At 71.4% G+C, this 22,431-nt stretch carries 18 protein-coding genes; 5 read left to right on the top strand and 13 right to left on the bottom strand.

The features are described from left to right. Positions 1-32 precede the first annotated feature (32 nt). Genes D7W82_RS20470 through D7W82_RS20425 form a run of 10 tightly spaced genes read right to left on the bottom strand, consistent with a single transcriptional unit; the run spans position 33 to position 8,508 of the window. Positions 33-701, bottom strand: a complete 669-nt coding sequence (locus D7W82_RS20470) for a PASTA domain-containing protein (RefSeq protein WP_120619957.1) — start codon at positions 699-701, stop codon at positions 33-35. A 3-nt stretch (positions 702-704) separates the two neighbouring features. Further along, positions 705-1,472: a PASTA domain-containing protein gene (locus D7W82_RS20465; RefSeq protein WP_147439420.1), complete on the bottom strand. Its 768-nt coding sequence runs from the start codon at positions 1,470-1,472 to the stop codon at positions 705-707. Continuing rightward, entirely contained in the window at positions 1,469-2,134 is a 666-nt protein-coding gene (locus D7W82_RS20460) for a hypothetical protein (protein ID WP_147439418.1), read from the bottom strand. The genes D7W82_RS20465 and D7W82_RS20460 overlap by 4 nt, the downstream gene beginning before the upstream one ends. Next, positions 2,127-3,077 (bottom strand): hypothetical protein, encoded by a 951-nt coding sequence (locus tag D7W82_RS20455; protein ID WP_120619954.1) that lies wholly within the window; start codon positions 3,075-3,077, stop codon positions 2,127-2,129. Before D7W82_RS20455 ends, D7W82_RS20460 begins: the two co-directional genes overlap by 8 nt. 19 nt (positions 3,078-3,096) lie before the next feature. Continuing rightward, positions 3,097-3,687, bottom strand: coding sequence for a hypothetical protein (locus D7W82_RS20450; protein ID WP_199727796.1), 591 nt, complete (start codon positions 3,685-3,687; stop codon positions 3,097-3,099). Between the two features lie 18 nt (positions 3,688-3,705). Further along, complete coding sequence (locus D7W82_RS20445) at positions 3,706-4,278, bottom strand: hypothetical protein (protein ID WP_120565527.1); 573 nt, start codon at positions 4,276-4,278, stop codon at positions 3,706-3,708. Positions 4,279-4,300: 22 nt separating this feature from the next. After that, positions 4,301-4,804: a hypothetical protein gene (locus D7W82_RS20440; protein WP_199727795.1), complete on the bottom strand. Its 504-nt coding sequence runs from the start codon at positions 4,802-4,804 to the stop codon at positions 4,301-4,303. Between the two features lie 9 nt (positions 4,805-4,813). Beyond that, a complete protein-coding gene (locus tag D7W82_RS20435) occupies positions 4,814-6,910 on the bottom strand; it encodes an OmpA family protein (protein WP_120619953.1) in 2,097 nt (698 codons plus the stop codon). A 3-nt stretch (positions 6,911-6,913) separates the two neighbouring features. Continuing rightward, positions 6,914-7,462: a peptidylprolyl isomerase gene (locus D7W82_RS20430; RefSeq protein WP_120619952.1), complete on the bottom strand. Its 549-nt coding sequence runs from the start codon at positions 7,460-7,462 to the stop codon at positions 6,914-6,916. After that, positions 7,459-8,508, bottom strand: a complete 1,050-nt coding sequence (locus tag D7W82_RS20425) for a hypothetical protein (RefSeq protein ID WP_120619951.1) — start codon at positions 8,506-8,508, stop codon at positions 7,459-7,461. Before D7W82_RS20425 ends, D7W82_RS20430 begins: the two co-directional genes overlap by 4 nt. 326 nt (positions 8,509-8,834) lie before the next feature. On the opposite strand from D7W82_RS20425, the gene D7W82_RS20420 reads away from it, so the two are divergent. The 4 genes from D7W82_RS20420 (at position 8,835) to D7W82_RS20405 (ending at position 13,009) form a co-directional block, all read left to right on the top strand. Further along, complete coding sequence (locus D7W82_RS20420; protein WP_120619950.1) at positions 8,835-9,479, top strand: DUF4142 domain-containing protein; 645 nt, start codon at positions 8,835-8,837, stop codon at positions 9,477-9,479. Between the two features lie 149 nt (positions 9,480-9,628). Continuing rightward, the gene (locus D7W82_RS20415; RefSeq protein ID WP_120619949.1) at positions 9,629-11,284 is read left to right on the top strand and encodes a serine/threonine-protein kinase; all 1,656 of its coding nucleotides are present in this window, start codon (positions 9,629-9,631) and stop codon (positions 11,282-11,284) included. 60 nt (positions 11,285-11,344) lie between these two features. Then, the gene (locus tag D7W82_RS20410; RefSeq protein WP_147439416.1) at positions 11,345-12,175 is read left to right on the top strand and encodes a hypothetical protein; all 831 of its coding nucleotides are present in this window, start codon (positions 11,345-11,347) and stop codon (positions 12,173-12,175) included. A gap of 18 nt (positions 12,176-12,193) precedes the next feature. After that, positions 12,194-13,009 (top strand): hypothetical protein, encoded by an 816-nt coding sequence (locus D7W82_RS20405; protein ID WP_233587830.1) that lies wholly within the window; start codon positions 12,194-12,196, stop codon positions 13,007-13,009. A gap of 30 nt (positions 13,010-13,039) precedes the next feature. Here D7W82_RS20405 and D7W82_RS20400 read toward each other — a convergent pair whose 3' ends face one another. The 3 genes from D7W82_RS20400 to D7W82_RS20390 form a co-directional block, all read right to left on the bottom strand. Continuing rightward, positions 13,040-15,808, bottom strand: a complete 2,769-nt coding sequence (locus tag D7W82_RS20400) for a bifunctional acetate--CoA ligase family protein/GNAT family N-acetyltransferase (protein ID WP_120619964.1) — start codon at positions 15,806-15,808, stop codon at positions 13,040-13,042. 174 nt (positions 15,809-15,982) lie between these two features. Next, positions 15,983-20,398 carry a kelch repeat-containing protein gene (locus D7W82_RS20395; protein WP_147439414.1) on the bottom strand — a complete coding sequence of 1,472 codons (4,416 nt, stop codon included), beginning with the start codon at positions 20,396-20,398 and terminating at the stop codon, positions 15,983-15,985. Positions 20,399-20,580: 182 nt separating this feature from the next. After that, positions 20,581-21,474 (bottom strand): NmrA family NAD(P)-binding protein, encoded by an 894-nt coding sequence (locus D7W82_RS20390; RefSeq protein ID WP_120619945.1) that lies wholly within the window; start codon positions 21,472-21,474, stop codon positions 20,581-20,583. 81 nt (positions 21,475-21,555) lie between these two features. Here D7W82_RS20390 and D7W82_RS20385 point away from each other — a divergent pair. Next, positions 21,556-22,431: LysR family transcriptional regulator (locus D7W82_RS20385; RefSeq protein ID WP_233587829.1), on the top strand; the 876-nt coding region annotated here is incomplete at its 3' end.

Raw genomic sequence — 22,431 nt, 5'->3', positions numbered from 1 at the left:
CAGGGGCCTCCACCGTGGCGTGGCCCCCCGGCTCACTTCAGAGTCCCGGGCGTCGTGGACTCCAGGACGGGCGAGCGGGTGGGCGTGCTGGTGGGGGGGAGCTTCCCGCCCCCAGTGGCTTGCACGGTGAGCACCAGCTCGGTGCCGCGCGGCAGCAGCGTCCCCGGCTCGGCCGAAGCCGCGGTGACCAAGGCTGCGTCCTTCGCGCCGTCAGGGAACCGGTGGGGCACGCCGATGGCGGACAGCAGCAGCCGCGCGTCGGCCACCGTCTTGCCCACCACCGCCGGCACCACCACCAGCGCCTCCGCCTGGGGCGAAGGCGGCACCGGCACCACCCGGAACTTCAGCCGCGACTGCGCCGTCAGGTTGTAGGCGAAGCGGTTGGTGTAGCTGGCGTCCATGGGCGCGCCGTACATCTTCAGCCGCGTCCGTCCATCCGTCCGCTCCTCCGCGGTGATGGACAGCGCCACGGCGATCTCCGCCTCGGCCTCGGGGATGTGGTACCAGGTCGGCCGGTAGCCGATGCGCTGCAGCTCCACCGCCAGGTCCTCGTCCGAGGCGTAGAGCTCGCGGATCCGTTCGATGGTCGCCGCGTCCAGCTCCCGCTGCGCCTCCGCCACGCCGCGGCCCACCGAGGAGATCAACGCGCCCAGCGGCGCGCTCAGCGCCTCCAGTTGGGGGACGTCATTCGAATCCGCCATGGTTCAGCCCTCCATCGCCTGGCCAATGATCAACTGCACGGGGCCCGAAGCGAGCGGCTTGCCGGGCTCCGGCACCTGCCGCAGGACGCGGCCCCACTGCCCGGGCTCCTTGACGAAGAGCGGCATCAGGTCCACCCGCAGCCCCGCCTCCGCCGCGCGCCGCCGGGCCGCCGAGGCCGTCAGCCCCAGGAAGCCCGGCACCTCGCGGGCGGGTGCGTCGCCCGGCTCGGGCGCGGCGGGAGACTGCTCCACGAACTGGGCCTCCGCCTCCGTCACGCCCTCGGGCGTCGTCTCCGTCCACCGCACGCGCACGGTGCTCAACCGCACCGTCGTCAGCGACGCGCGCACCGCTTCAATCTGCTGGCCCGCCGACTTCAGCCGGTCGGAGAGCACCAGGGACGTGGCCTGTTCCTTGGACGGCTCCACCTTGGAGGGCTCCTCCTTGGATGGCTCCGTCGGCGCGGCGGATCGCACCGCCGCCGCGGACACGGCGCGGACGCCCTCCCTCGCGGGATCCAGGACGACCATCGTCCCGTAGTCGATGAGGGTGCTGCTCATCTTCACCGGGAAGGTGGCCACCCCGTCGGAGTCCAGCCGGAGGTGGGAGCCGAAGGTGGCGCTGGTGACCTCCATCTCCAGCACGCCCTCCGCGTTCGTCACCCCGGTGTCGCGCAGCTCGAAGATGCCCGCCTTCGCGGGGACCCACCACGCCACCTTCATTCCCGCCACGGGGACTCCCGTGGCCTTGTGGAACACGGCCCGGACCTTCATCGAGGCACCTCACAGGACAGCGCCAGCGTCCGCGACGCGGCGTCCACCGTGAGCGCCAGGATGCGAGCCTGCTCGCCGGCCGCCACGCGCAGCGTCGTCCGCGCCTCCCCCGCCGCGTCCGTCCTCACCACCGCGAGCACCACGTCCGTGCCCGCCAGCGGCGCCACGCCGGACAGCGACTGCGTCGTCCGCCGGTCCAGGTTGAACTCCACCTCCACGCCCGGCAGGGCCTCGCCCGCGGCGTTGCGCACGCGCACCACCACGCCCGGCACGCCCCCGTCGCCGATGACGCACCGGGCGTCCAGCACCACCGGAGGCAGGCCCTCGTTGGCGGGCACCGCGACGAAGCTGCCGCGGATCACGCTGACGATCTCCGTCTTCGTCTGCGAAGAGGCCACGTCCGCCAGCCGCACGGGCCGCATCTTCAGGATCTTCCCGGTGGCCACCGGTCCGGTGGTGGTGGTGGACGTCTCCACGCGCAGGTCCATCCGCAGCTCGAACTCCAGCTTCGGCACGTAGTAGGTGAACTGGCGGCCGGGGGCGCCGGCCGCGGAGATGCCCCCCAGCTCCTCCTGGGCCTTCGCCAGGCCGTCGGCCAGCTCGAGCAGGTATTCGTCCAGCGTGCCGAACAACTCCTGCGCCTGCTGTGTCGTGTCACTCATCCCGCGCTCCCTGGCGCCCGCGTTCCCGCCGCGCGTCACGTGCCGTGTCGCGTGCGTCCATGTCGTCCATGCCCATGCCGGCGCGCTCCATCTCCATGTCCATCCGCTGCTCCATGGACTCCATGTCCATGCCGGCCATCGCCAGTCCGCGCATCATCAGGGCCTCGGTGTCCATCGAGCGGGGATCCATCCCCCGAAGCTCGCGCGCCACCGCCACCCCCTTCTCCACCTTCCCTACCGTGAGCCCGCCGCGCCCCACCAGGGCCCGGCCCACCTGCCCGAGCGAGGGCAGCGCCTGGCCCTTCTCCAGCGCGAGGGGCTTGCGCGCCGCCGAGCGCGCCTCCTCCGCCGCGTCCGCCAGCCGCCGGGTCGCGGACCCCAGCTCCCCGAGCTTCATGCGGCCCCGGCCCGGAGCCTCCAGGCCGCGCTCCGCCAGCCGCGTGGCCAGCTTCGCGCGCTCACGCGCCTTGCGCGCCCACTGCTGGCGCAGCGTCTGCTGCTTCTGCGCCTGACGCCGGGCCGCCTTCCCCGTCTCCAGGCGCTCGCGGCGCAGCGCCTCCACCCGCTCGGCCTCCTCCGCCTCCGTCCGGCGCCGGGCGTACAGCTTCTGCTCCAGCAGCCGCCGCGCGGTGTCCCGCTCGTGCTGCTTGCGCTCCGCGATGCGCGACTCCGGCGTGTGCTGGACGACGGGGAACTGCTTCGCCAGCCGCTCGTCCACGGGCGCCTCCTGCACGCCGCTCAGCGCCTTCATCGTGTCTTCGAGCTGCCGGCGCTCCTTCAGCAGCGCCGCCAGCTCCGGGTCGCTGGCGGCCACCTGCTCCAGCGAGGGCACGGGCGCCGCCGCGGACGTGTCCGCCCCCGGAGCAGGAGCGGACGCGCCAGCGTCGCCGGGGGCCCCGGCGGCGTCCTCCTCGAGCAGGTCTTCCCAACGGACGTGTGACATGCGCGGCGCCCCTCCTTCGTCAGGTGACGTTGCCCACGGCGGTGTCGATCTTCCCGCTGACGGCCTCGCCCTCCGCGGTGCCCTTGAGGCTCTTGGCGATCTCCGCGCAGATCTGCTGGAGCGCCGCGGGCGGGGGGATGGGCACCAGCTTGGTGCGGATGAGGCTCGAGCCCTCGGCGGAATAGCTGTACTTCTGCGAGTGCTTGGCAGTGACGGTGGTGACGTGGCTCTTGTGGCCCTTCACCAGCGTGGTGAGGATGCCCTTGTCGCGGTCCACCTTGCGGTCGCGCGTCTGGGTTTCGTCGTCCGTGGACTCATGCATGGAGATCTCCATCTTCACTTCGATGATGGTCTCCACGAACTGGTAGAACGTGGGCGTGAAGCCGAGCAGGAGCAGCGGGTACTCGGTGGTCCCCAGCTTCACGAAGCCGGCCCCGTCCCGCACGGCGTTGCCGCTGTCGTCGATGCGGTAGCCCGCCATGAGCTGGGCGATCTTCAGCGATGAGCTGTCCAGCGCGTACTGGGCATCCGCGATGGCGTTGCCCAGGTTGCGGACCATCTCCCCGAAGGGGACGTTGAGCAGATCCTGACCAATGGAATTGGTGGGCATGGTGCGCGCGCTCCCGGGCTACTTCGTGGTGGGCGTGGTGCCGGCCCTGGACGCGATGAGCGCGCGCACCCGCTCCTCGAAGAGGGCCGGCGGAGGCACCGGCACCAGCTTGGTGCGCAGCAGGCTGGAGCCCTCCACGCTGTAGTCGTACTTGCGCGTGTAGCTGGCATCCACGGTCGTCACCACGGCCTGGGGCGCGCCGCCGCGCTTGAAGAGGCGCAGCCCGCCGGCCGTCCGCGTGGTGGACTGCATCGCCACCTTGCTCTCCGTGCTCTCCGTCATCTTGATGGCGATCTTCACCTCGATGATGGTGTCCACGAACTGGTAGAAGTTGGGCGCGAAGCCCAGCTCCATCATGGACGAGGGCGTGCCCGCGAAGGACACCTTGGTGTCCACCCGGATGGGCTTGCCGGAGCCGTCGAGCTGGATGTTCCCGTCGGCGTCCCGCAGCAGCGCCTCGCCGCTCATCATCTCCGCGACGAGCATCCCGCTCTTGTCCAGCTCGAGCTGCGCCTCGGCGATGGCGGTCGCCATCTCACGAATCATGTCCCCCATGGGGACGTTCAGCAGTTCCTGACCGACGTTGGGCATGGTGTCTGGGTCCTTGCGCGCTTCAGGCGGGAGTGTTGGTGGAGGCCGCGGGGACGGGCGGCTGGGCGGCGATCTCGTTGAGCAGCTGGTGCAGGCGCGCGGGCGGGGGCAGCGACACCAGCCGCGCGGCGATGGAGCTGGCGCCCTGCACCTCGAAGCCATACTTGCGGCTGTACTCGGCGTTGACCGTCACGGAGAAGATGCCGGCCATGCCGCCCGTCGCGCCGCCGCCCACGGAGAACTCCGTGGACTCGCGGATGGTGAAGGTGAGCTTCGCCTCGAGCGTGGCCTCGGCGAAGGCGTAGAACGTGGGCGTGAAGCCGAGCGCGAGCAGGCTCCACAGCTGCCCGTCGCCCAGGTCCACGGTGCGCTCGGACATGCGCTTCGCGATGTCCAGCGAGTTGACGTCCAGCGCGTGCTGCGCGTCCGCCACCGCGCGCCCGAGCCGCTCGATGAGCTCCGGCAGCGGCGCGTCCAGCACCGTCATCATCGCGCGCTGGCCCTGCGTGGTGTTGTTTCCGGGCATGGGGCGTCCTTACGGGTACCAGCGCTGGAGGTAGTCGCCGATGGCCTGGAGGAACTGGGGCGGCGCGGGCACCGCCACCAGGCGGGCCTTGATGGTGGAGCTGCCGGACACGCTCAGCTCGTACTTCACCGCCAGGTGCGCATCCACGTTGAGGGCACGCAGCTCGCGCTCGGAGCTCTCCTCGCGGTCCGCGGACGGCTTGCCGCCGATGCGGTTGGCGGACAGCAGGAAGGCGGCGGGGTTGCTGGTGCCCAGCATGGTGCCGGAGGGGCCGGAGACGGTGACGATGGTGCCCGCGGACTGGGCCTGGAGGCCCGCGGCCAGCAGGCCGGAGCTGGAGCCCGCCGTGATGGCGGCGGCCAGGTTGCGCGCCGTGTCCGCGGCCGTCACCCCCAGCGTGAACTGCCCGGGCTGCGGGGCGACGCCGGTCTCCACGGCCACCAGCTGCACGTTGTCGATGACGACGGTGTCGCGCGGCTGGGGCGAGGCCGGGGGGCGGCCGTCGCCGAAGCGGCGGGCCACGCGGATGGAGCCGGCGGCGGACAGGGCCGGCGCGGTGGGCGTGCGCGCGAACAGGGTGAACAGGGCGTGGTCACCCGTGCCGTACAGGTAGACGCGGTCCCCGCGCGCGAAGGCGCCGAAGGCGGTGTTGGCGTTGGCGTCGCGGATGGCGCGGGCCAGGTTGGCGGCGGTGGACTCGGCGGTGGCGCCCACCGCGAAGGTGGTGCCCTGGGAGGCGGTGCCCTGGGTGAAGTCCGTGCCCCGGAAGGTGACGACGGCCGTGGTGGGCGCGTTCGCCGGGGCGCGCGTGCGCGGCACGATGCGGGCCTCCCGGTCCGCGCCCGTGGGGTCGAACGCGGCCGTGGCCGCGACGGTGCGGGCCACCAGCGCCGCGGGCACGCCGGTGAACTGGAAGACGACGCGCCGGTTGGCCGCCAGGTCGGAGCCGCTGAAGCTGACCGTCGCGCCCATGCCCCGGGCCTTGAGCCGGCTGGCCGCCACGCCCCGCGACGTCAGCGCGCGCAGGACGAAGTCCGCGCGCTTCTGCGACAGGCGCTGGTTGTAGCCGGGGGCCGGCGGGGTGCGCAGGTCCGCCCAGCCCTCCAGGTCCAGCGAGGCGGACGGGTGCTCCGCCAGCAGCGCCGCCACCGCGTCGAGCACGGCGGAGGGCTCGCGGTCCGTGCCGTAGGTGGTGGTGGGCACGTCGTGGACGTCGGTGTCGAAGTAGATGGCCCGGTTGCAGTCCGCGCCGGAGACGACGACGAAGGCCGCCGGGTCCACCTGCTGGCCGATGTCCGCCAGCGCCGCGCCCACCGTCGCCGCGGTGCTGGTGTAGCGCGTGCCGCTGGTGGCCGGCAGCAGCAGCGCGGGCGCGGGCGTCACGCTGCCCAGCCGCGCGATGACCAGGTTGTCGCCGGGCGCCGCCTGAGGCGAGGTGCGCACGGTGATGACCGAGCGGTTGATGGCGTAGAGGTCCGGGCGGTTGGTGCTGGCGGTGACGCCCGACTGCATCTCCCAGTCCATGAAGACGCCCTGCAGGTCCCCCGTGGCCTGGTTGGTCCAGACGGAGTTGTTGCGCAGGGCCACGAGCAGCTCCTGCGCCGTCTCCCACAGCGTGTCCTGGCGGGTGACGGGCAGGCCGGTGCTGTTGGGCCCCACGCCGCCGTCCAGCGCGTAGCTGGTGGTGCCCACCGTGAGGTGGCCCGGCGCGTTGGCCACCAACGCCAGACAGGCGTAGGGGGGAATGCCCTCGCCGTCCTGCACGGTGAGGGTGGCGCTGCCGCTGGCGGAGGACGTCTCGAGGCTGTACTCGCTCGACTCGTTCTCCCGGTCGTAGTTGAAGTTGACGTCCACGTCGACGGTGGTCGAGTAGTAGACGTTGAGGTTCACCTCCAGGTCGGCGTACTGGAAGTGGTAGAAGGCCGGCCGCAGCCCCAGCGACAGCAGGTTCTGCGTCATGCCCGGCAGGACGGTCTGCCCCATGCGCAGCGTCTGATCCACGCTGTTGGTGTCCAGCTTGGCCTGGGCCTCGGCGATGGCGAGCCCCATGTCCCGGATGAAATCGGAGATGTTGAGATCCGCGAGGATCTTCCCTGCTTTCGGCATGGTCTACCCCAAGGGTGCGGCAACGGGAGGAAGCGAGACGGCGACTTCGGGACGAACGGTGTCCGGACGGACGACCCAGTAGGCGTGACGGTCCTGCTCCAGCGTGATGCGGCGCGCGTCCACGTGCAGCCCGGACCGCGCCCAGCCCAGCACCCGCTCCGACAGCGGGAGCCGTCCGGCGCCGGCCAGCGCCACCGCGGACTCCAGCCGGGTGCGCGCCTCGGCCAGCCGGCCCAGCTTCGCCAGCGCCAGGCCGTGCCGCTCGTGGTGCGCGGCCAGGTCCAGGAGGGCCAGGTCGCTCGTGGGAGGCTGCTGCTGGTAGTGGGCCTCCACGCGCAGGCAGAAGGAGATGACGGCCTCGTGGGCCCCCGAGCGCTCCAGCGACTCGAGCACGCACCACGCATAGTGACGCTGGCAGACGTCGGAGCCGCCCTGGAGCGCGGCCAGCCGCAGCGCTTCCCGGTAGTGGCGCAGCGCCTCGTCATGCCGGCCGGCCAGCGCGAACACCTTGCCCTGCTCCGCCACGCGGAAGTGGAGCGCGAGGGAGCTCACTGGGCCACCAGGGAGGCCCGCGTGCCCCGCGCTTTCAGCTCCGCGACGAGCCAGCGCGCGCGCGTGTCCCCCACCGCGGGCTGGAAGGTATGCGGCAGCCGGGAGAGCGCGGTGCGCGCCTCGTTGGCGGGCAGCCCCAGCACCGGGGCCAGCAGCTCCGCGGCCCCGGCGGGGTCCTTCGAGTCCTCCACCGTCAGGCGGAAGCTGCGGAAGTTGAGGAGCTGCACGGCCAGCTTCGCGCCCGCGGCCTCCAGGGGAGCGGTGCGCGCCACCACGTCCGCGCGCGACAGTCCCGTGTGCAGCACCACCGGCAGCCGCTTGAGCACCTTCGGCACCAGCGCCGGGGGCATGCCGGTCTCACGCACCAGCAGCTCCGGGAAGCCGGCGTCGGCGGGGGCCTCCAGGAGGCTGATGTCGAAGCGTTGGAAGGCGTGGTCCAACAACCGCACCCCACCCCGCGCTCCCAGCTCCCGCCACACGCGCTCCGCCTGCTCGTGCGAGAGGTCCCGGGCCACCAGCGGAGGCTCGCCCGGAGTCACGCCCTGCGCCTCCAGCACCGAGCGGACCCCCGAGAGGCTGACCGCTTCGGTGGCGAAGACGTCATAGCGGGCCGTGGGCGGATGGCTGGCGTCCACCTCCGCGCCCAGCGGGGCGAAGCGCTCCCGGAGCGCGTCCACCGTGGCCTGGGAGACGGAGCCGAGCACCGTGGGAGGCGTGGCGCAGAGCGCCGCGGCGGCGTCCGCCAGGGGACAGCCCAGGACGGCCGCCAGCTCCGTGGAAACCTCACGGAAGCGCCCGCCGTCACGCAGGTACAGCGCCACGTCGTAGGTCTGCCCGGCGGGGGGAGGAAGGGGCGCGTCATCCGGCTCCACGACCACGCGCAGGCCGGCGTTGCCCAGCACCTCCGACAGACTCCTGGCGAGCTCCTCGGGCAGCCCTCCCGCCAGCACCGCGGGGGCGCGGAACAGCCGCGCGGCGAGCTCCGCCGGGGGCAGATCGAAGTGGGGCACCAGGGCGCGGACGATGCTCGCGGAGCCTCGGTGCAAGGAGAGAACAGTGACGCGCCGTGAACCGTCCATCTGGAAACACGAGACACCATCCAGTGTTTCACTGTCAACGATTCGCGAGGTGTGATGCGTTTACCAATGTATGAGAAATGCCCGCTCGCTCCTCGGGATCCAACCTCCTCAGTCATGACGCGGACTGATACACGCCCGTGAAACATCCGGGTGGGTCTGGGCCGGCGGGTCGTGCCTGACGCCCTGCCTGCCCGGTCTGTGCTCACTGGCACACTGGCAACGGCTGAAGCGCGCATGGCCATGGCCGGAGGCCCTCCCCATCCTGCCCCCGCGACATTCACGGGGGTTTGAACATGCGGACTGCGAAATTCTGGATGGGGACACTGCTGGCGGGCGCGCTGGCGCTGGGCTACGGGTGCGGAAGCGACGCGAACAAGGATCCGGCGCCGCAGGACGCGCCACAGCAGCAGGTCCCGGACGCGGGCACCGACGCGGGCGTGGTGCTGACGCTCACCGACGCGCAGATCGCCCGCGTCCTGCAGGTGGCCAACGAGGGCGAGGTGATGCTGGGCCAGTACGCCGCGTCGGTCGCCACCGATCAGGCCGTGATCGACTTCAACAACCAGATGGTGACCGAGCACACCGCCGTGAAACAACGGCTGGACGGGGTGCTCGCGGCCCAGGGCATCACGCCCGAGGACTCCGCGCTGAGCCTCCAGTTGCAGACCGAGGTCCAGCAGCTCATGCAGATCCTCCAGGGCCCGAACGCGCCGGCCGCGGGCGCAGCGCTCGACCTGGCGTTGCTCAGCGCGCAGCTCAACGCGCACGCGCGCACCGCCTTCATCGGCGACAGCCTGCTGACGGCGCAGGCCACCAACACGGCCCTTCAGCAGGAGCTGCTCAGCGAACGGCAGGCCGTCCAGACCCACATCAACGAGGCGACGGATCTCCAGTCCGCCATCGTCTTGCCTCCCGTCGAGCCTCCCGTCGAGCCCTAGCCGGAGCGCTTTCCGACCCTGGATAAAAACACAGCTCGGGCTCTCAGAACCTGAGAGCCCGAGCGCCTTCGCACGACCCGTGGGGGGAGGATTCGACCCAGGTGCTTTCCAATCGTGTCGGCCCGGTTTAGTAGGAATTTGGACCGCCGATGCAAAAGCCAACCGAACCGACCTCCGCGCAGAGCGAGCCGTTGACGACGGGCCGGGTCCTGCGCTCCACGTATGAGATTGGCACCGTGCTGGGCAAGGGCGGCATGGGCGCGGTGTTCCTCGCGCGCCACCTGCGCCTGCCGGGCAAGCAGGTCGCCATCAAGGTGCTGCACGGCGCGGAGGCGCTGTCGGAGGAGGTGGCGGTGCGCTTCCGGCGCGAGGCGGAGATCGCCTCGCGGCTGGGGCACCCGAACATCGTGGAGGTGCTGGACTTCGACACCCTGGAGGACGGCACGCCCTTCATGGTGATGGAGTACCTGCGCGGTGAGGGGCTGTCGCGCCGGCTGCGCAAGCAGAAGCAGCTGCCGCTGGAGGAGGTCTTCTCCATCACGCGGCAGATGGGCGCGGCGTTGCAGGCGGCGCACCGCGCGGGCGTGGTGCACCGCGACCTGAAGCCGGGCAACGTGTTCCTCGTGCCCACGGAAGCGGGCGGGGTCGTGGGCGAGCGCGTGAAGCTGCTCGACTTCGGCATCTCCAAGCTCGTGGACGCGCGCACGGTGATGACGCTGGACTCCGTGCTGATGGGGACGCCGCAGTACATGGCCCCCGAGCAGGCCATGGGCCACAACAGCAACGTGGACGCGCGCACGGACCTCTTCGCGTTCGGCTGCATCGTCTACGAGATGCTCGCGGGCCGGCCGCCCTACTCCGGCGAGAACGTCGCGGAGCTCATCTACCAGATCGTCCACCTGGAGCCCCCGCCGCTCCTGACGCTGGCGCCCGGGACGCCGCCGCACGTGGTGGCGGCCATCTCCCGCGCGATGGCGAAGAAGCCGGAGGACCGCTACCCGGACGTGGGCGCGTTCATCCTGGAGCTGACGGGCAGCCCGCTCCAGACGCTCGCGGAAATGAAGCCGGAGCAGCGCTCGCGCCCCACCGCGCCCACGGCCCCGCCGCCCTCGGCGCCGCGCCCGCCGGACCGCGAGGAGCACATCCCCACGGTGGGCATGCGTCCCCACGCCGGCCAGGATACGTCCCCTCCTGCTTCCGGGCCCCGGACGGAGTCCCTGGCCGCGCAGCCGCTGGCCCCCGCCCGCCCGAAGTGGCCGGTGGCCGTGGCGGTGGGGATGGCGGTCATCATCGCGTTCGCGGTCGCCTTCTTCTGGAAGCGCCCGGACGTGACGCCGCCCGCCGTCGCCGTGGTGAATCCCCCGGCCCAGCCGCAAGCCCGGCCCGCGGCGCCTGTCACCCCGCCGCCCGCCGTGGTCGTGACGCAGCAGGTGGAGACGAAGCCGCCCGTGGACCCGGAGCCCCAGCAGACGGAGCCGGAGGAGCCCAAGCACCCCACGGCGGACCCGCCCACGGTGAACACGAAGCCGAAGCCTCGCGTCGCCCCCGAGTCCATGCCGGACAGCGTGCGCGAGGACCTGGCGGCGGCGCAGAAGGCGCTGGACGCGTCGAACACGGCGGAAGCGCTGCGCCACATCCGGCGCAGCCAGCGCACGAAGATCACCGGCCTGTCGTTCTCGCTGCTCACCCGCGTGTACTGCCAGCAGCACGACCTGGCGAACGCGCGAGCACAATGGACCCGCGTACCGGCAACGGAACGTCCAAGGGTCCGACAATACTGTTCGCAGTACGATATCGACCTGTAGGGTCGTCCGGGCGCGCGGAAACTCCAGAGCGGGGGCGCGCCCGCAATCCAAGGAGTCGTCGTGAGAGTGCTACTGGCAGTGGGGGTCGTGGCGCTGTCCCTGGGGTGTTCCCGGGGCGTGCGGCCCGACAGCGAGGTGGCGGGCACGAAGCCTGTCACCGGCAAGGTGTATTCCAACGAGGCCGGCGAGAAGATCACCCTCATCGCGCTGGAGCCCGGTGACGCGAAGAAGGCGTTGGTCGCGTTCGAAGGCACGAAGAGCGAGCTGGACGGTCAGGTGCTGGTCGCGTCGGTGGGCCAGGACCGCCGCGCCGTGGAGTACTGGACGCTGTGGCGCGGCCGCAAGCAGCGCTTCGTCTCCGTGGAGGACCGGGGCGGCTACGAGGACCTCATCTTCAGCGGCGTGAACCACACGGGCTACACGCACCTGAAGCCGGACACGGGCAAGACGGGCGCGCTGAAGGTGGAGAAGGTCTTCGAGCGCTACGCGGACCTGGAAGGCGACAAGAAGTACCAGGGGATGCTCGCGTTCGACCGCAAGTTCTGGGCGAACCAGGCGGAGACGCAGCTCGCGGAGGCCCTGGCGGCGACGAACAAGGCGTGCGGCTCCAAGCTGACGTCCACCGTGTCCTGGGACTCCATCACGGACGCGCAGATCAACGAGATGTCCTTCGGCAGCTACTGCGCGGGCCCGCTGGAGTCGCTCCAGAAGCTGTGCGAGCGCTCCGACGAGGCGAAGCGCACCGTCCAGCAGAAGCTCCAGACGGTGGAGTGCCGCATGGACGCGAAGGCCGCGCTGAAGCTGGAGGCCCAGAAGGTCATCTGGACCGTGACCTCCGGTGAGACGGTCCAGCCGGACGCCACCACCTCCTTCTTCACCGACACCCTCTAGAACGAAAGCCCACTGACAATGACGCTTCGACACATGGTCATCGCCCTGGGGCTCGTCCTGGCCCCGCAAGCCGCGCTCGCGCTGGATCCGCCCTGGAAGAAGGAGGAGAAGCTGCGCGACCGCATGGTGCTGGAGTCCGCGAAGGTCTGCGCGGACGGCAAGGGCCACTACACGGTCCTCCTGCCCCAGACGCCCGAGCACGACGGCGAGCTGTACTACGGGGACGGCAAGACGTTCACGCAGGTGGCGCCCGTGGGCTACCCCAACGCCACGGAGGGCGGCTTCTTCGAGCCCCGCTTCTTCAACCCCAAGGCCAACGACAACTTCCGCGGCATGGACTACCGGGTCGTCTCGTATCTGAAGCTCAGCGAGGACCTGAAGACGTGCACGCTCAGCTGCGGGGAGAAGACCCTGCCGCAGCAGCCGGTGCCGGCGGATCAGGCCAAGGAGCTCCTGCGCAAGGCCGCCTACCAGCCCAGCCCGGTGAAGTTCCAGCCGTACGCGCTGCTGCGCGACGACAAGGGCGTGTACTACCTGGTGGAGCGCGGCATCGGCGCGGACAACAAGAGCTTCCGCATCTTCACGGGCCAGCGCGGCCAGGTGAAGCAGCAGAAGATGCTCAACGTCGTCACCGACTCGCAGGGAGAGATCTTCTCCACGCAGGGCGGCGACCTGCGCCTCGTGGTGGACCGCGAGGAGCCGTCGTTCTGGGTGGTGAAGAGCAAGCGCCAGAAGCTGCGCGCGGTGCCGGTGGGTGAGAACCTGCCCTTCATCTACAACGAGCTGGGCGTCTACACGGGCGCGCGGCTGGGCACGCCCTGCGACGACGTGTAGTCCCGTAGCACCGGGGAGCCCCGGGCACGGTCAGCCGTGGAGCACCTTCACGGCCTTGACCATGTCCGGGGCCAGCTCCTCGTGTTCCACGAGGGTGAACCCCAGCTTCTTGCTGACGGCCTGCATGCCGCGGTTGCGCGTGAGGATGTCCGCGACGATGCGGCGCAGGCCCCAGTCCTTCCCGATATCCACCAGCCGCCGGAGCAGCTCCGTGCCCAGGCCCAGCCGCTGCGCGGGGTCGCTGACGGTGATGGCGAACTCCGCGTCCTTCGTGCCGCGCAGGCGCGTGAGCCGGCCCACCGCCAGAATCTCTCCCCCGCCCTTCCCGTCCGGCGACGGCCGCTCGGCGACGAGCGCCATCTCCCGCGCGTAGTCGTTGAAGCAGATGCGCGCCAGGCGCTCGTGGGCCACGCGCTGGCTGAGCTTCATCAGGCCCGCGTAGCGCATGAACACGGTCTGTTCGGAGAGCGCCTGGTGGAAGCGGCCCATGGCGGGCTCGTCCTCCGGGCGGATGGGGCGCACCAGGAGCTGCTCGCCGTTCTTCAGCGTGAGCACCTTCGCGTACTGGTGCGGGTACGGTTCGATGGCGAGCTTCGGCAGCGACGCGGCCTGGACGTCCGGCGGGTGCAGCACCACGCGCGCGTCCAGCGCGATGAGGCGCTCGCCGGAGACGAGCAGCGGGTTGATGTCCAGCTCGCGGATGAGGGGCTGCTCCACCACCAGCTGGCTGAAGCGCACCATCAGCCGCTCCAGCGCGCCCAGGTCCACGGGGGCCCGGCCGCGCACGCCCTTGAGCGCGTGGTGGATGCGCGTGCGCTCCATCATCCGCCGCGCCAGCGTGGTGTTGAGGGGCGGCAGGCCCAGGGCCCGGTCCTGCATCACCTCCACCAGCGTGCCGCCCGCGCCGAAGAGCAGCACCGGTCCGAACTGCGCGTCCAGGCTGCTGCCCAATATCAGCTCGTAGCCGTCCAGCTTCGCCATGGGCTGCACGGTGACGCCGTGGAACGCGTCCTGGAGGCCCCGCTCCGTGAGCGCGTCGCGGATGGCGCGGTAGGCCTCCCGCACCTGCGCCTCGTCGCGCAGGTCCAACCGCACGCCGCCCACGTCCGTCTTGTGCGTCACCGTGAGCGAGTGCAGCTTGAGCACCACGGGGAAGCCCAGCGCACGGGCCTTCTCCACCGCCTCGTCTTCCGACAGGGCGAGCCACGTCTCCACGGTGGGGATGCCGTAGGCGGCCAGGAGGCGCTTGGATTCGTACTCGGACAGGAGGATGCGGCCGGAGGCGCGGGCCTCGTCCACCAGGGCGCGCGCCACGTCGCGGCCTCCGCCGGTGGGCTCCTCCGCCAGCGTGGGCGTCTCATAGAGCCCGGCGATGTTGTCCGAGTAGCGCCACATGTAGTTGAAGACGCGGGCCGCGGTGTCCGGGTAGCCGAAGGTCGGGATGCCCGCGTCGTTGAGGATGCGCTCGCCGGCGGCCACTTCGGAGCCCCCCATCCAGCTGGCGAGCACGGGCTTGCCGGGCAGCTTCGCGTAGCCCTTGAGGCGGTCCGCCGTCTGGGTGGGCTCCGTCATGTCCTGCGGGGTGAGGATGACGAGCAGGCCGTCGCTGTTGGGGTCCGCGCCGGTGGTCTCCAGCGCCTTCGCGTAGCGCTCCGCGTCCGCGTCTCCCAGGATGTCCACCGGGTTGGCGTGGCTCCACGGCGGCGGCAGGAAGCCGTCCAGCTGCTTCCGGGTGTCGTCGGACAGCACGGCCAGTTCACCGCCGCCGGACACGAGCGCGTCCGTGGCGAGCACGGCGGGGCCGCCCGCGTTGGTGAGCAGCGTGAGCCTGCGGCCGGAGGGCCGGGGCTGGCGGGCCAGCACCTCCGCCATGTGGAACAGGTCCTCGATGGAGTCCACGCGCAGCACGCCCGCGCGGCGGAAGGCTGCGGAGAGCACCTCGTCGCTGCCGGCGAGCGTGCCGGTGTGGGACGCGGCGGCCTGCGCGGCCTGCGCGGTGCGGCCGGCCTTGATGACGATGATGGGCTTGGTGAGGACCACCTCGCGCGCGGCGGACAGGAAGGCGCGCGCGTCGCCGATGGACTCCATGTACAGCAGGATGGAGCGCGTCATCGGATCATCCGCGAGGAAGTCGATGAGGTCTCCCCAGCCCACGTCCAGCATGGAGCCCACGGAGACGAAGGCGCTGAAGCCCACGGCCTCGCGAAGGCTCCAGTCGAGGATGGAGGTGAGCAGCGCGCCGGACTGGCTGATGAAGGCCACGTTGCCTGGGCGGGCCATCCCCTTGGCGAAGGTGGCGTTGAAGCCGCTCGTGGGGCGCATCACGCCCAGGCAGTTGGGGCCGATGATGCGCAGGTTCGCGGCCTGCGCGATGTGCAGCACCTCCTGCTCCAGCTTCGCGCCCTCCGGGCCCGTCTCCTTGAAACCCGCGGAGATGATGATGGCGCCCTTCACGCCGACCTCCGCGCACTCGCGGATGATGGCCGGCACGGACTTCGCGGGGGTGACGATGACGGCCAGGTCCACGGCCTCCGGCAGCGCGCGTAAGGAAGGCCACGCCTTGATGCCGAGCACGTTGGGGCGCTGCGGGTTCACCGGGTAGACGGTGCCGCCGAACGGGCTGCTGATGAGGTTCCAGAGGACGGTGCGGCCCACGCTGCCGGGCCGCTCGCTCGCCCCCACCACCGCGACGCTGCGGGGGGAGAAGAGGACCTCCAGCGGCTGGCGGGTCCGCTGGTGGAGCAGGTCGATGGAGGGGTCCGTCCGGGCCGGGGGCGTGGCGGGGCGTTGCTCGTCCATGGTGCGCTCTTCTTCCGTGGGGTGACCGTACCGGAGCAATCTCCGGCAGGCCCCCATCGTGCACCAGTTCTCAGGGAGGGGACGGGGAAGCGGACGTTTCCCCCTCCTGTTCCTGATGCGAGGGAACGGGCGGACGCCCCGCGCGTGGGGCGGAGCGTCCGCGGCGTCACCGGACTACCGGACGCGCCGGCGCCGCAAGCCCCAGGCGAGCACGACGAGGGTCCCGAGCCAGGGGGCCCACCCCGAGGGGCCCCCCGCCGAGCACGCGAAGCCGCCGGGGGCGTTCTCCGCCTCCGCGAGCCCCTGTCCGCCGGACATCCGCCCAAGCGTGGCCGGCATCGCGTTGAAGGACGCGGGCGGGGAGAAGCCGCTGCGGTGTCCCTGGGAGTCCTGCGCCTCCACGCGCCACGTGTACGTGCCGGGTGACAGCGTCCCGGGCAGCGTGAGCGTCGTGCCCGCGGCGTTGAGCGACGCGATGACGGCACCGTCACGGCTCAACTCCAACCGGTAGCTGACCGCGTCGCCCTCCGGGTCGAGCGAGGCGTCCCACGTGAAGGTGACCTCACCCGAGGACACGAGCGCGCTGTCGGCGGGCGAGCGGAGCACGGGCACCGCGGGCGCATGAGGCACCTGCGCGACGGTGGTGAGGGTGACGGTGGCGGGAGGGGACGCGGTGGTGCCGTCATGCGCCTGGAAGGTGAAGGTGTCGGGGCCCTCGTGGCCAGCCTGCGGCGTGTAGATGACGTGGGGGGCGGTGCCGGAGAGCGTGCCGTGCGCGGGGAGCTGGAGCACGCTGTACGTCAGCGTGTCTCCATCCGCGTCGGTGGCCTCCAGGGTGACGGGCACGCCCTGCCCCACCACGGTGGTGAGCGACGCGCTTCGTGCCACGGGGGCCAGGTTCACGGTGCCGAGCGTCACGGTCACGGGCCAGGAGTCGATGGTCCCGTCATTCACCCGGTAGGTGAAGGAGTCCGTGCCGGTGTGGCCCGCGTTGGGCGTGTACGTCAGGTCCGGCGCGGTGCCGGACAGCGTGCCGCGCGAGGGCTGGGTGAGGACGCGGAAGGTGAGCGCGTCTCCGTCGCCGTCCTGGCCGGAGAGCGTGAGCTGCACGGGCTTCGCCTTGGAGGTCGTGACGGCGAAGGCGAGCGCCACCGGGATGGAGTTGCTCACCCGCAGCGTCACGGTGCCCAGGTTGGAGTCCGCGACGCCGTCGCTCACGCGGAAGGTGAACGTGTCGAGGCCGCTGTAGCCGGGCTGGGGCGTGTAGACGTGGGATGCGCCCGCGCCGGACAGCGTGCCGTGCTGGGGCGCCTGGACGATGGCGTACGTCAGCGAGTCCGAGTCCGCGTCCACGCCATTCAGCGTCACGGCGATGGGCGTGTTCTTCGACACGGACAGGGAGGCGTTGAGCGCGACGGGGGCGGCGTTCTCGTCGGTGACGCGCACCATGCGTCCGCCGGTGACGCCCTGGACCGTGACGAGCAACAGGTACTGTCCGGCAGGGACCGTTGGAGCGCGCGCGGAGAACTGCTTGCCGTCCTGCCAGTCCGTCACGCCCTTCACCCCAAAGACAGCTCCGCTCTCCACGTTCATCAGCCGGACGACGGGGGCGTCGTTCGCGGAGGAGCCGGTGTTGGCGCCACTGCCTCCAGAGGGGCCCCGCAGCCGGGTGCCCGTCGCGATGAACGTGGCACCCGGCGACAGGATGCGAGGCGCGTCGAGCGTGGGCCGCGCGGAAGCGACCGCGGACACGGGGTCGAAGGATTCCACGGACGCGAGCACCGTACTGTTCCGTCCGCCGGAGACCAGGACTTCTCCCGTGGGCAGCAGCGTCGCGGCGTGTCCCGTGCGCGCGGTCACCATGGGGGCCAGGAAGTCCCAGGTGGCGGTGGTGGCCTCGAAGCGCTCGACGCTGTTGAAGTAGCTCTCCGCGCCGCTGTGGCCTCCTGTGATGACGACATCGCCGGAGGGCAGCAGCGTCGCGGCATGGCCCGCGCGCGGGACCCCCAGTCGGGCAAGGCGGGCCCAGGAGTTGAGGCCTGGATCGAACTGCTCCACTTCGGCCGTGGCCCCGCCGCCGGTGGTGATGCCACCGACGAGCAGCACCTTGCCGGAGGCCAGCACGGTCGCGGTGTGATCCTCCCGGGCCGTGAGCATCGTGAGCACGGCGCCCCACGTGTCCGTGGCCGGGTCGTAGACCTGGGCGGTGTTGAGCGGCGCGGTGCCGTTGGTGCCGCCCGCGACCAGCACCTTGCCGTTGGGCAGCAGCGTGGCGGTGTGCGAGGCGCGCGGCACGGCCATGGGGCTCGCGGCGGTCCACAGGCCGCTGCGCGGGTCATACAGCTCCACGGTGGCGTGGACGCCGTAGTAGCTCCTGCCGCCCGTCACCAACACCTTGCCGGAAGGCAGCAGGGTCGCGGTGTGCCGCGCGCGCTCCACGGACATCCGGCCCGCGGGCAGCCACTGGCTGGAGGCCGCGTCATACAGCTCCGCTTCGGGGACGGGCGCGAACCCATCCGAGCCTCCGGTGACGAGCACGCGGCCCGAGGGCAGCAGGGTCGCGGTGTGCTGGGTGCGCGGCCTGAGCATCCAGCCAGCCCCTCCCCACCGTGCCCCGTGACGGTCGTAGAGGTCCGTGGTGGAGAGCGCCCCGCTGGCATCCTCGCCTCCCACGGCCAACAACTGGCCGGACGGAAGCGGTGTCACGGTGTGCTTCATGCGCGGCGCGCCGAAGGCTGGAGCCTGGCTCCACTGCCCCGCGGACTCCAGCACCTCCGCGGTGTTCAGATAGGTCTGGCCAACCCCGTAGACTTGATAGACGCCTCCCGTGGCCAGGATGCGTCCCGAGGGCAACAGCGTCGCGGTGTGTTGCGCACGGCCTTTATTGAGTGAGCTGCCCTGCTGCCAGGTTCCCCTCGCAGGAACATAAATCTCGGAGGTGGCCAACACGTTGTAGTAGCCGCTGTTGTTGGGCTGATCCACGGACGAACCGCCAAGCACCAGCACGGAACCATCAGGCTGCAGGCTCGAGGAGTGCCAGCACCGCGCCGTCCCCATCGACGCCTGGGTCTTCCAGAGCCGCGTGGAGGGGTCGAAGAGCTCCGTGGAGGCCAGGAACGTCGTGCCGCCCGTGATCGAGCCGCCACTGACCAGGACTTTTCCATCTGGGAGCAGCGTCGCGGCGTGGCTCTGTCGATTCACGGAAGGGGCGCCCGCGGGCTCCCATTGCTCCGTCGTGGGGTTGAACATCTCAGCGGTATTGACCGTGCCTCCTCCACTCACGAGCACCGCCCCCGATGGCAGCAGCGTCGCGATGGCATGGGACCGCCCTACCGCCATGTTCGCGACCGGGCTCCAGCTCCCCGTCGCGGGATTGAACACCTCCGCGGATGCATGCCTCGCACCACCGGGCGCGATTCCGCCCGCCACCAACACGCGTCCATCCTGGAGATGCGTCGCGGTGTGGAAGGCACGACTGGTGGTCATGACGTCCGCGGGGCTCCAGCTCCCTGTCTCCGGGTCAAACAGTTCGCTTGTCGCGACGCCCTCCGCGGTGGAGGTGACTCCGCCCGCCACGAGCAGCCGTCCCGAGGTGAGCATCGTCGCGGTGTGAAACACGCGTCCTTCCGCCATCGGCGCGACACCGGCCCAGGTTCCGGACAACGGGTCATGGATCTCCACCGTGCGCATCGCCGTCGACTGGACGTAGGTCGACCGTCCACCCGTGACGAGCACCTTGCCCGAAGGCAGGAGCGTCGCCGTGTGGTTCATGCGGTTCGAGGCCATGCTGCCCGTCGATGACCAGCCCGGATCCACGACCACGGGCCCCTGCATCCCGCGCAGGTCCACGGCCATCGCCACGTCGAGGCTTCGTCCCGTCAGCGCGTAGCGAGCCGGCCCCGCGCCCGGCACGCGCACCGCGCCGTGCAACTGGACCGTGCCCTCGCGGCTCAGCCCCTCCGCGTCTCGCGCGACCAGCGCGTGCATGCGCAGTTGGGGCACACCCTGCGCGTCCGCGAACTCCAGGTAGTCCCCCAGGTCGCGCACCGTGACGATGCCCTCGGGCACCTCCACCGTGTAGCGCGCGCGGTGCTCGACGGCGCCCTCCGGCGCGACGTCGTACTCCTCCACGCGGGACGTCACCCAGCGGCCGGACGCGTCCGTCGAACGCGCCCCCACCTGCGCCCAGAAGTGCGGCGCGGCGGCGCGGTCCTTCAACGGGACGCCCTGCTCTTCCACGCCGTGCCGCCTCGCCCGGAACGTCAGGCCCCGCGTCTCCACCTCCAGCGTCCCCGTGGCCGTCTGGGGCACCGTCACGCGCAGGGCCGACGGCGACGCGTCCGAACCCACGGCGTCACCACCGGGCGCCCACTCCGGAAAGTACGCGTGCGCCAACGCGCGGGCCCCGGCTTCCGACGGCGCCTCCCGCCACGCGCGCACCGCCGCGCTCCGGGCTTCAGCCGCCCCTGGGTTGGCGCCGAGCCGTGACTCCGAAGTGACTCCCACCTCTTCGCGCGGACGTGAGGCAACACCGTCACACGCCGTCACCCCCAGCAAGAGGCACAGCCACACGACCACCGGTCTTCTCATGTCGAGCACGCCTGTCAGTCCGGCACACACGGCGGCGCTCGTGCCGGACGGGATGGTGTTGAGCGCAATGGCCCGCGCTCAACGCAATCCCCAGGCCAGGACCCAACCCCCTGGATTCTCAGGCTCTCAATCCCAGACAAGACCAGTCACGTTGTACCCGGGTCCCCACCCGGGCGACACCGTCACGACGCGCGCGCCTGCTCCACCGCCGGCTTGAGCACGGTGCTGGCGAACTCCGCCAGCGTGGTGGGCGTGGTGGTCTCCTTCGAGCGCGGCTCGGCCGGGTCCATGCGCCCGTCCAGGATGGCGCCGTACATCTCCACGAAGGTGTCCACCGCGAAGGCCGGCATGCCCGCGCCCGCCATGCCCTTGCGCAGGTCCTCCAGCCCCACCCGCACGTACTTCACGGGCTGGCCCAGCACCTGGGTGAGGATGCTGGCGACCTCCGGATAGGTGAGGTCCTGGGGCCCGTGCACCCCCACGTAGCGGTGGCCCGTCCATGACGGATCCAGCAGCACCTCGGCGGCCTTGGCCGCGATGTCCGCCGTGGCGACCATGGGGAACGCCTTCGTCTCCGGGTTCGCGCTGAAGAGCGCGCCCGCCTTCGCCAGCCCCTGCACGTCGCGCAGCAGGTTCTCCATGAAGAAGCCCGCGCGCAGGCTGACGACGTGGGGCGCCGCCGCCTGGAAGGCCTCTTCAATGGTCTTCATCGCGGACACCGGCCCCGTGCCGGCCCCGCTCTGCGCGCCGACGCTGGAGAGCATCACCACGCGCTTGACGCCGTGCGCCTTCACGCGCTCCGCGGCCCGCTGGCCGTTGGCCTTCGACCAGTCGTGGAAGTCCGGGCGGATGGCGGGCGGAGACAGCCAGAACAACGCCTCCGCGCCAGCGAGCGCCGCGTCCAGCGTGGCCTGCTCGTCGATGGAGCCCTGCACCCCCTTCGCGCCCAGCTTCACCAGGTCCGCCACCTTCTCCGGCGTGCGAGAGATGACGGTGACCTGCTTGCCCGCCTTCAGCAGCTGCTCCACGAGGGGACGGCCGATGTTGCTGTTCGGGGTGTTGATGACGATGGACATGGGGTGCCTCCAGCGACCGCGAGATGGCTCAACAGTGCCCCCGCGCCCTGCATGAGGCCACTGCATGCTATGCATGCGCCCATGCGCCGCGCTCATGAAACCCCAGCGCCCTCCTTCGCGGAGGTGGACCTCTCCGGCATCAACCTCAACCTGATGGTGGCGCTGGACGCGCTGCTGCACGAGGTGCACGTCACCCGCGCCGCCGCGCGCGTGGGCCTCACCCAGTCCGCGATGAGCCACGCGCTCGCGCAGCTGCGGGAGCTCTTGGGCGACGCGCTCCTCATCCGCGGCCGGGGCGGCATGGTGCTGACGCCGCGCGCGCAGGCCCTGGCCGCGCCGCTCAAGCGGGGGCTGGCGGAGCTGCGGCGGGCCCTGCGCGACGAGCCCGCGTTCGAGCCCGCCACCGCGACCCGCCGCTTCACCGTGGCCACGCGCGACTTCTTCGGGTCGGTGCTGCTGCCGGGCGCGCTGGAGCTCCTGGGCCGCGAGGCCCCCGGCGTGGACCTGAGCGTGCTGCACGTGGACAGCAACACCTTCCCCAGCCACCTGGAGACGGGCGAGGTGGACCTGGCCATCATCGTCGCGCCCGTGCCGTCCGGGCCGGGCCTGCGCCAGCAGAAGCTCCTCACCGAGGACTTCGTCTGCGTGGTGCGCAAGGACCACCCCACCGTGCGCCGCAAGCTGGACGTGGACACCTACCTGAAGCTGTCCCACATCCTCATCAGCCCCAAGGGCGACGGCGTGGGCGCGGTGGACCTGGCCCTGGCCCAGCGCGGCCTGCCCCCGCGCCGCATCGCCGTGCGCGTGCCCTACTTCCTCATCGCGCCGCTGGCGGTGTCGCGCTCGGACCACATCCTCACCGCGCCCCGCCGCCTCATCGCCGCGTTCAAGGACGCGTACGAACTCCAGCTGTTCCCCCCGCCCATCCCCCTGCGCCCCTTCGACATCCTCCAGGTC

This window comes from Corallococcus sp. CA049B, from assembly GCF_003611685.1.
GTDB lineage: Bacteria > Myxococcota > Myxococcia > Myxococcales > Myxococcaceae > Corallococcus > Corallococcus coralloides.
The sequence above is the reverse complement of the archived record's forward strand: the minus strand, read 5'-3'. Positions and strand labels throughout refer to the sequence as shown.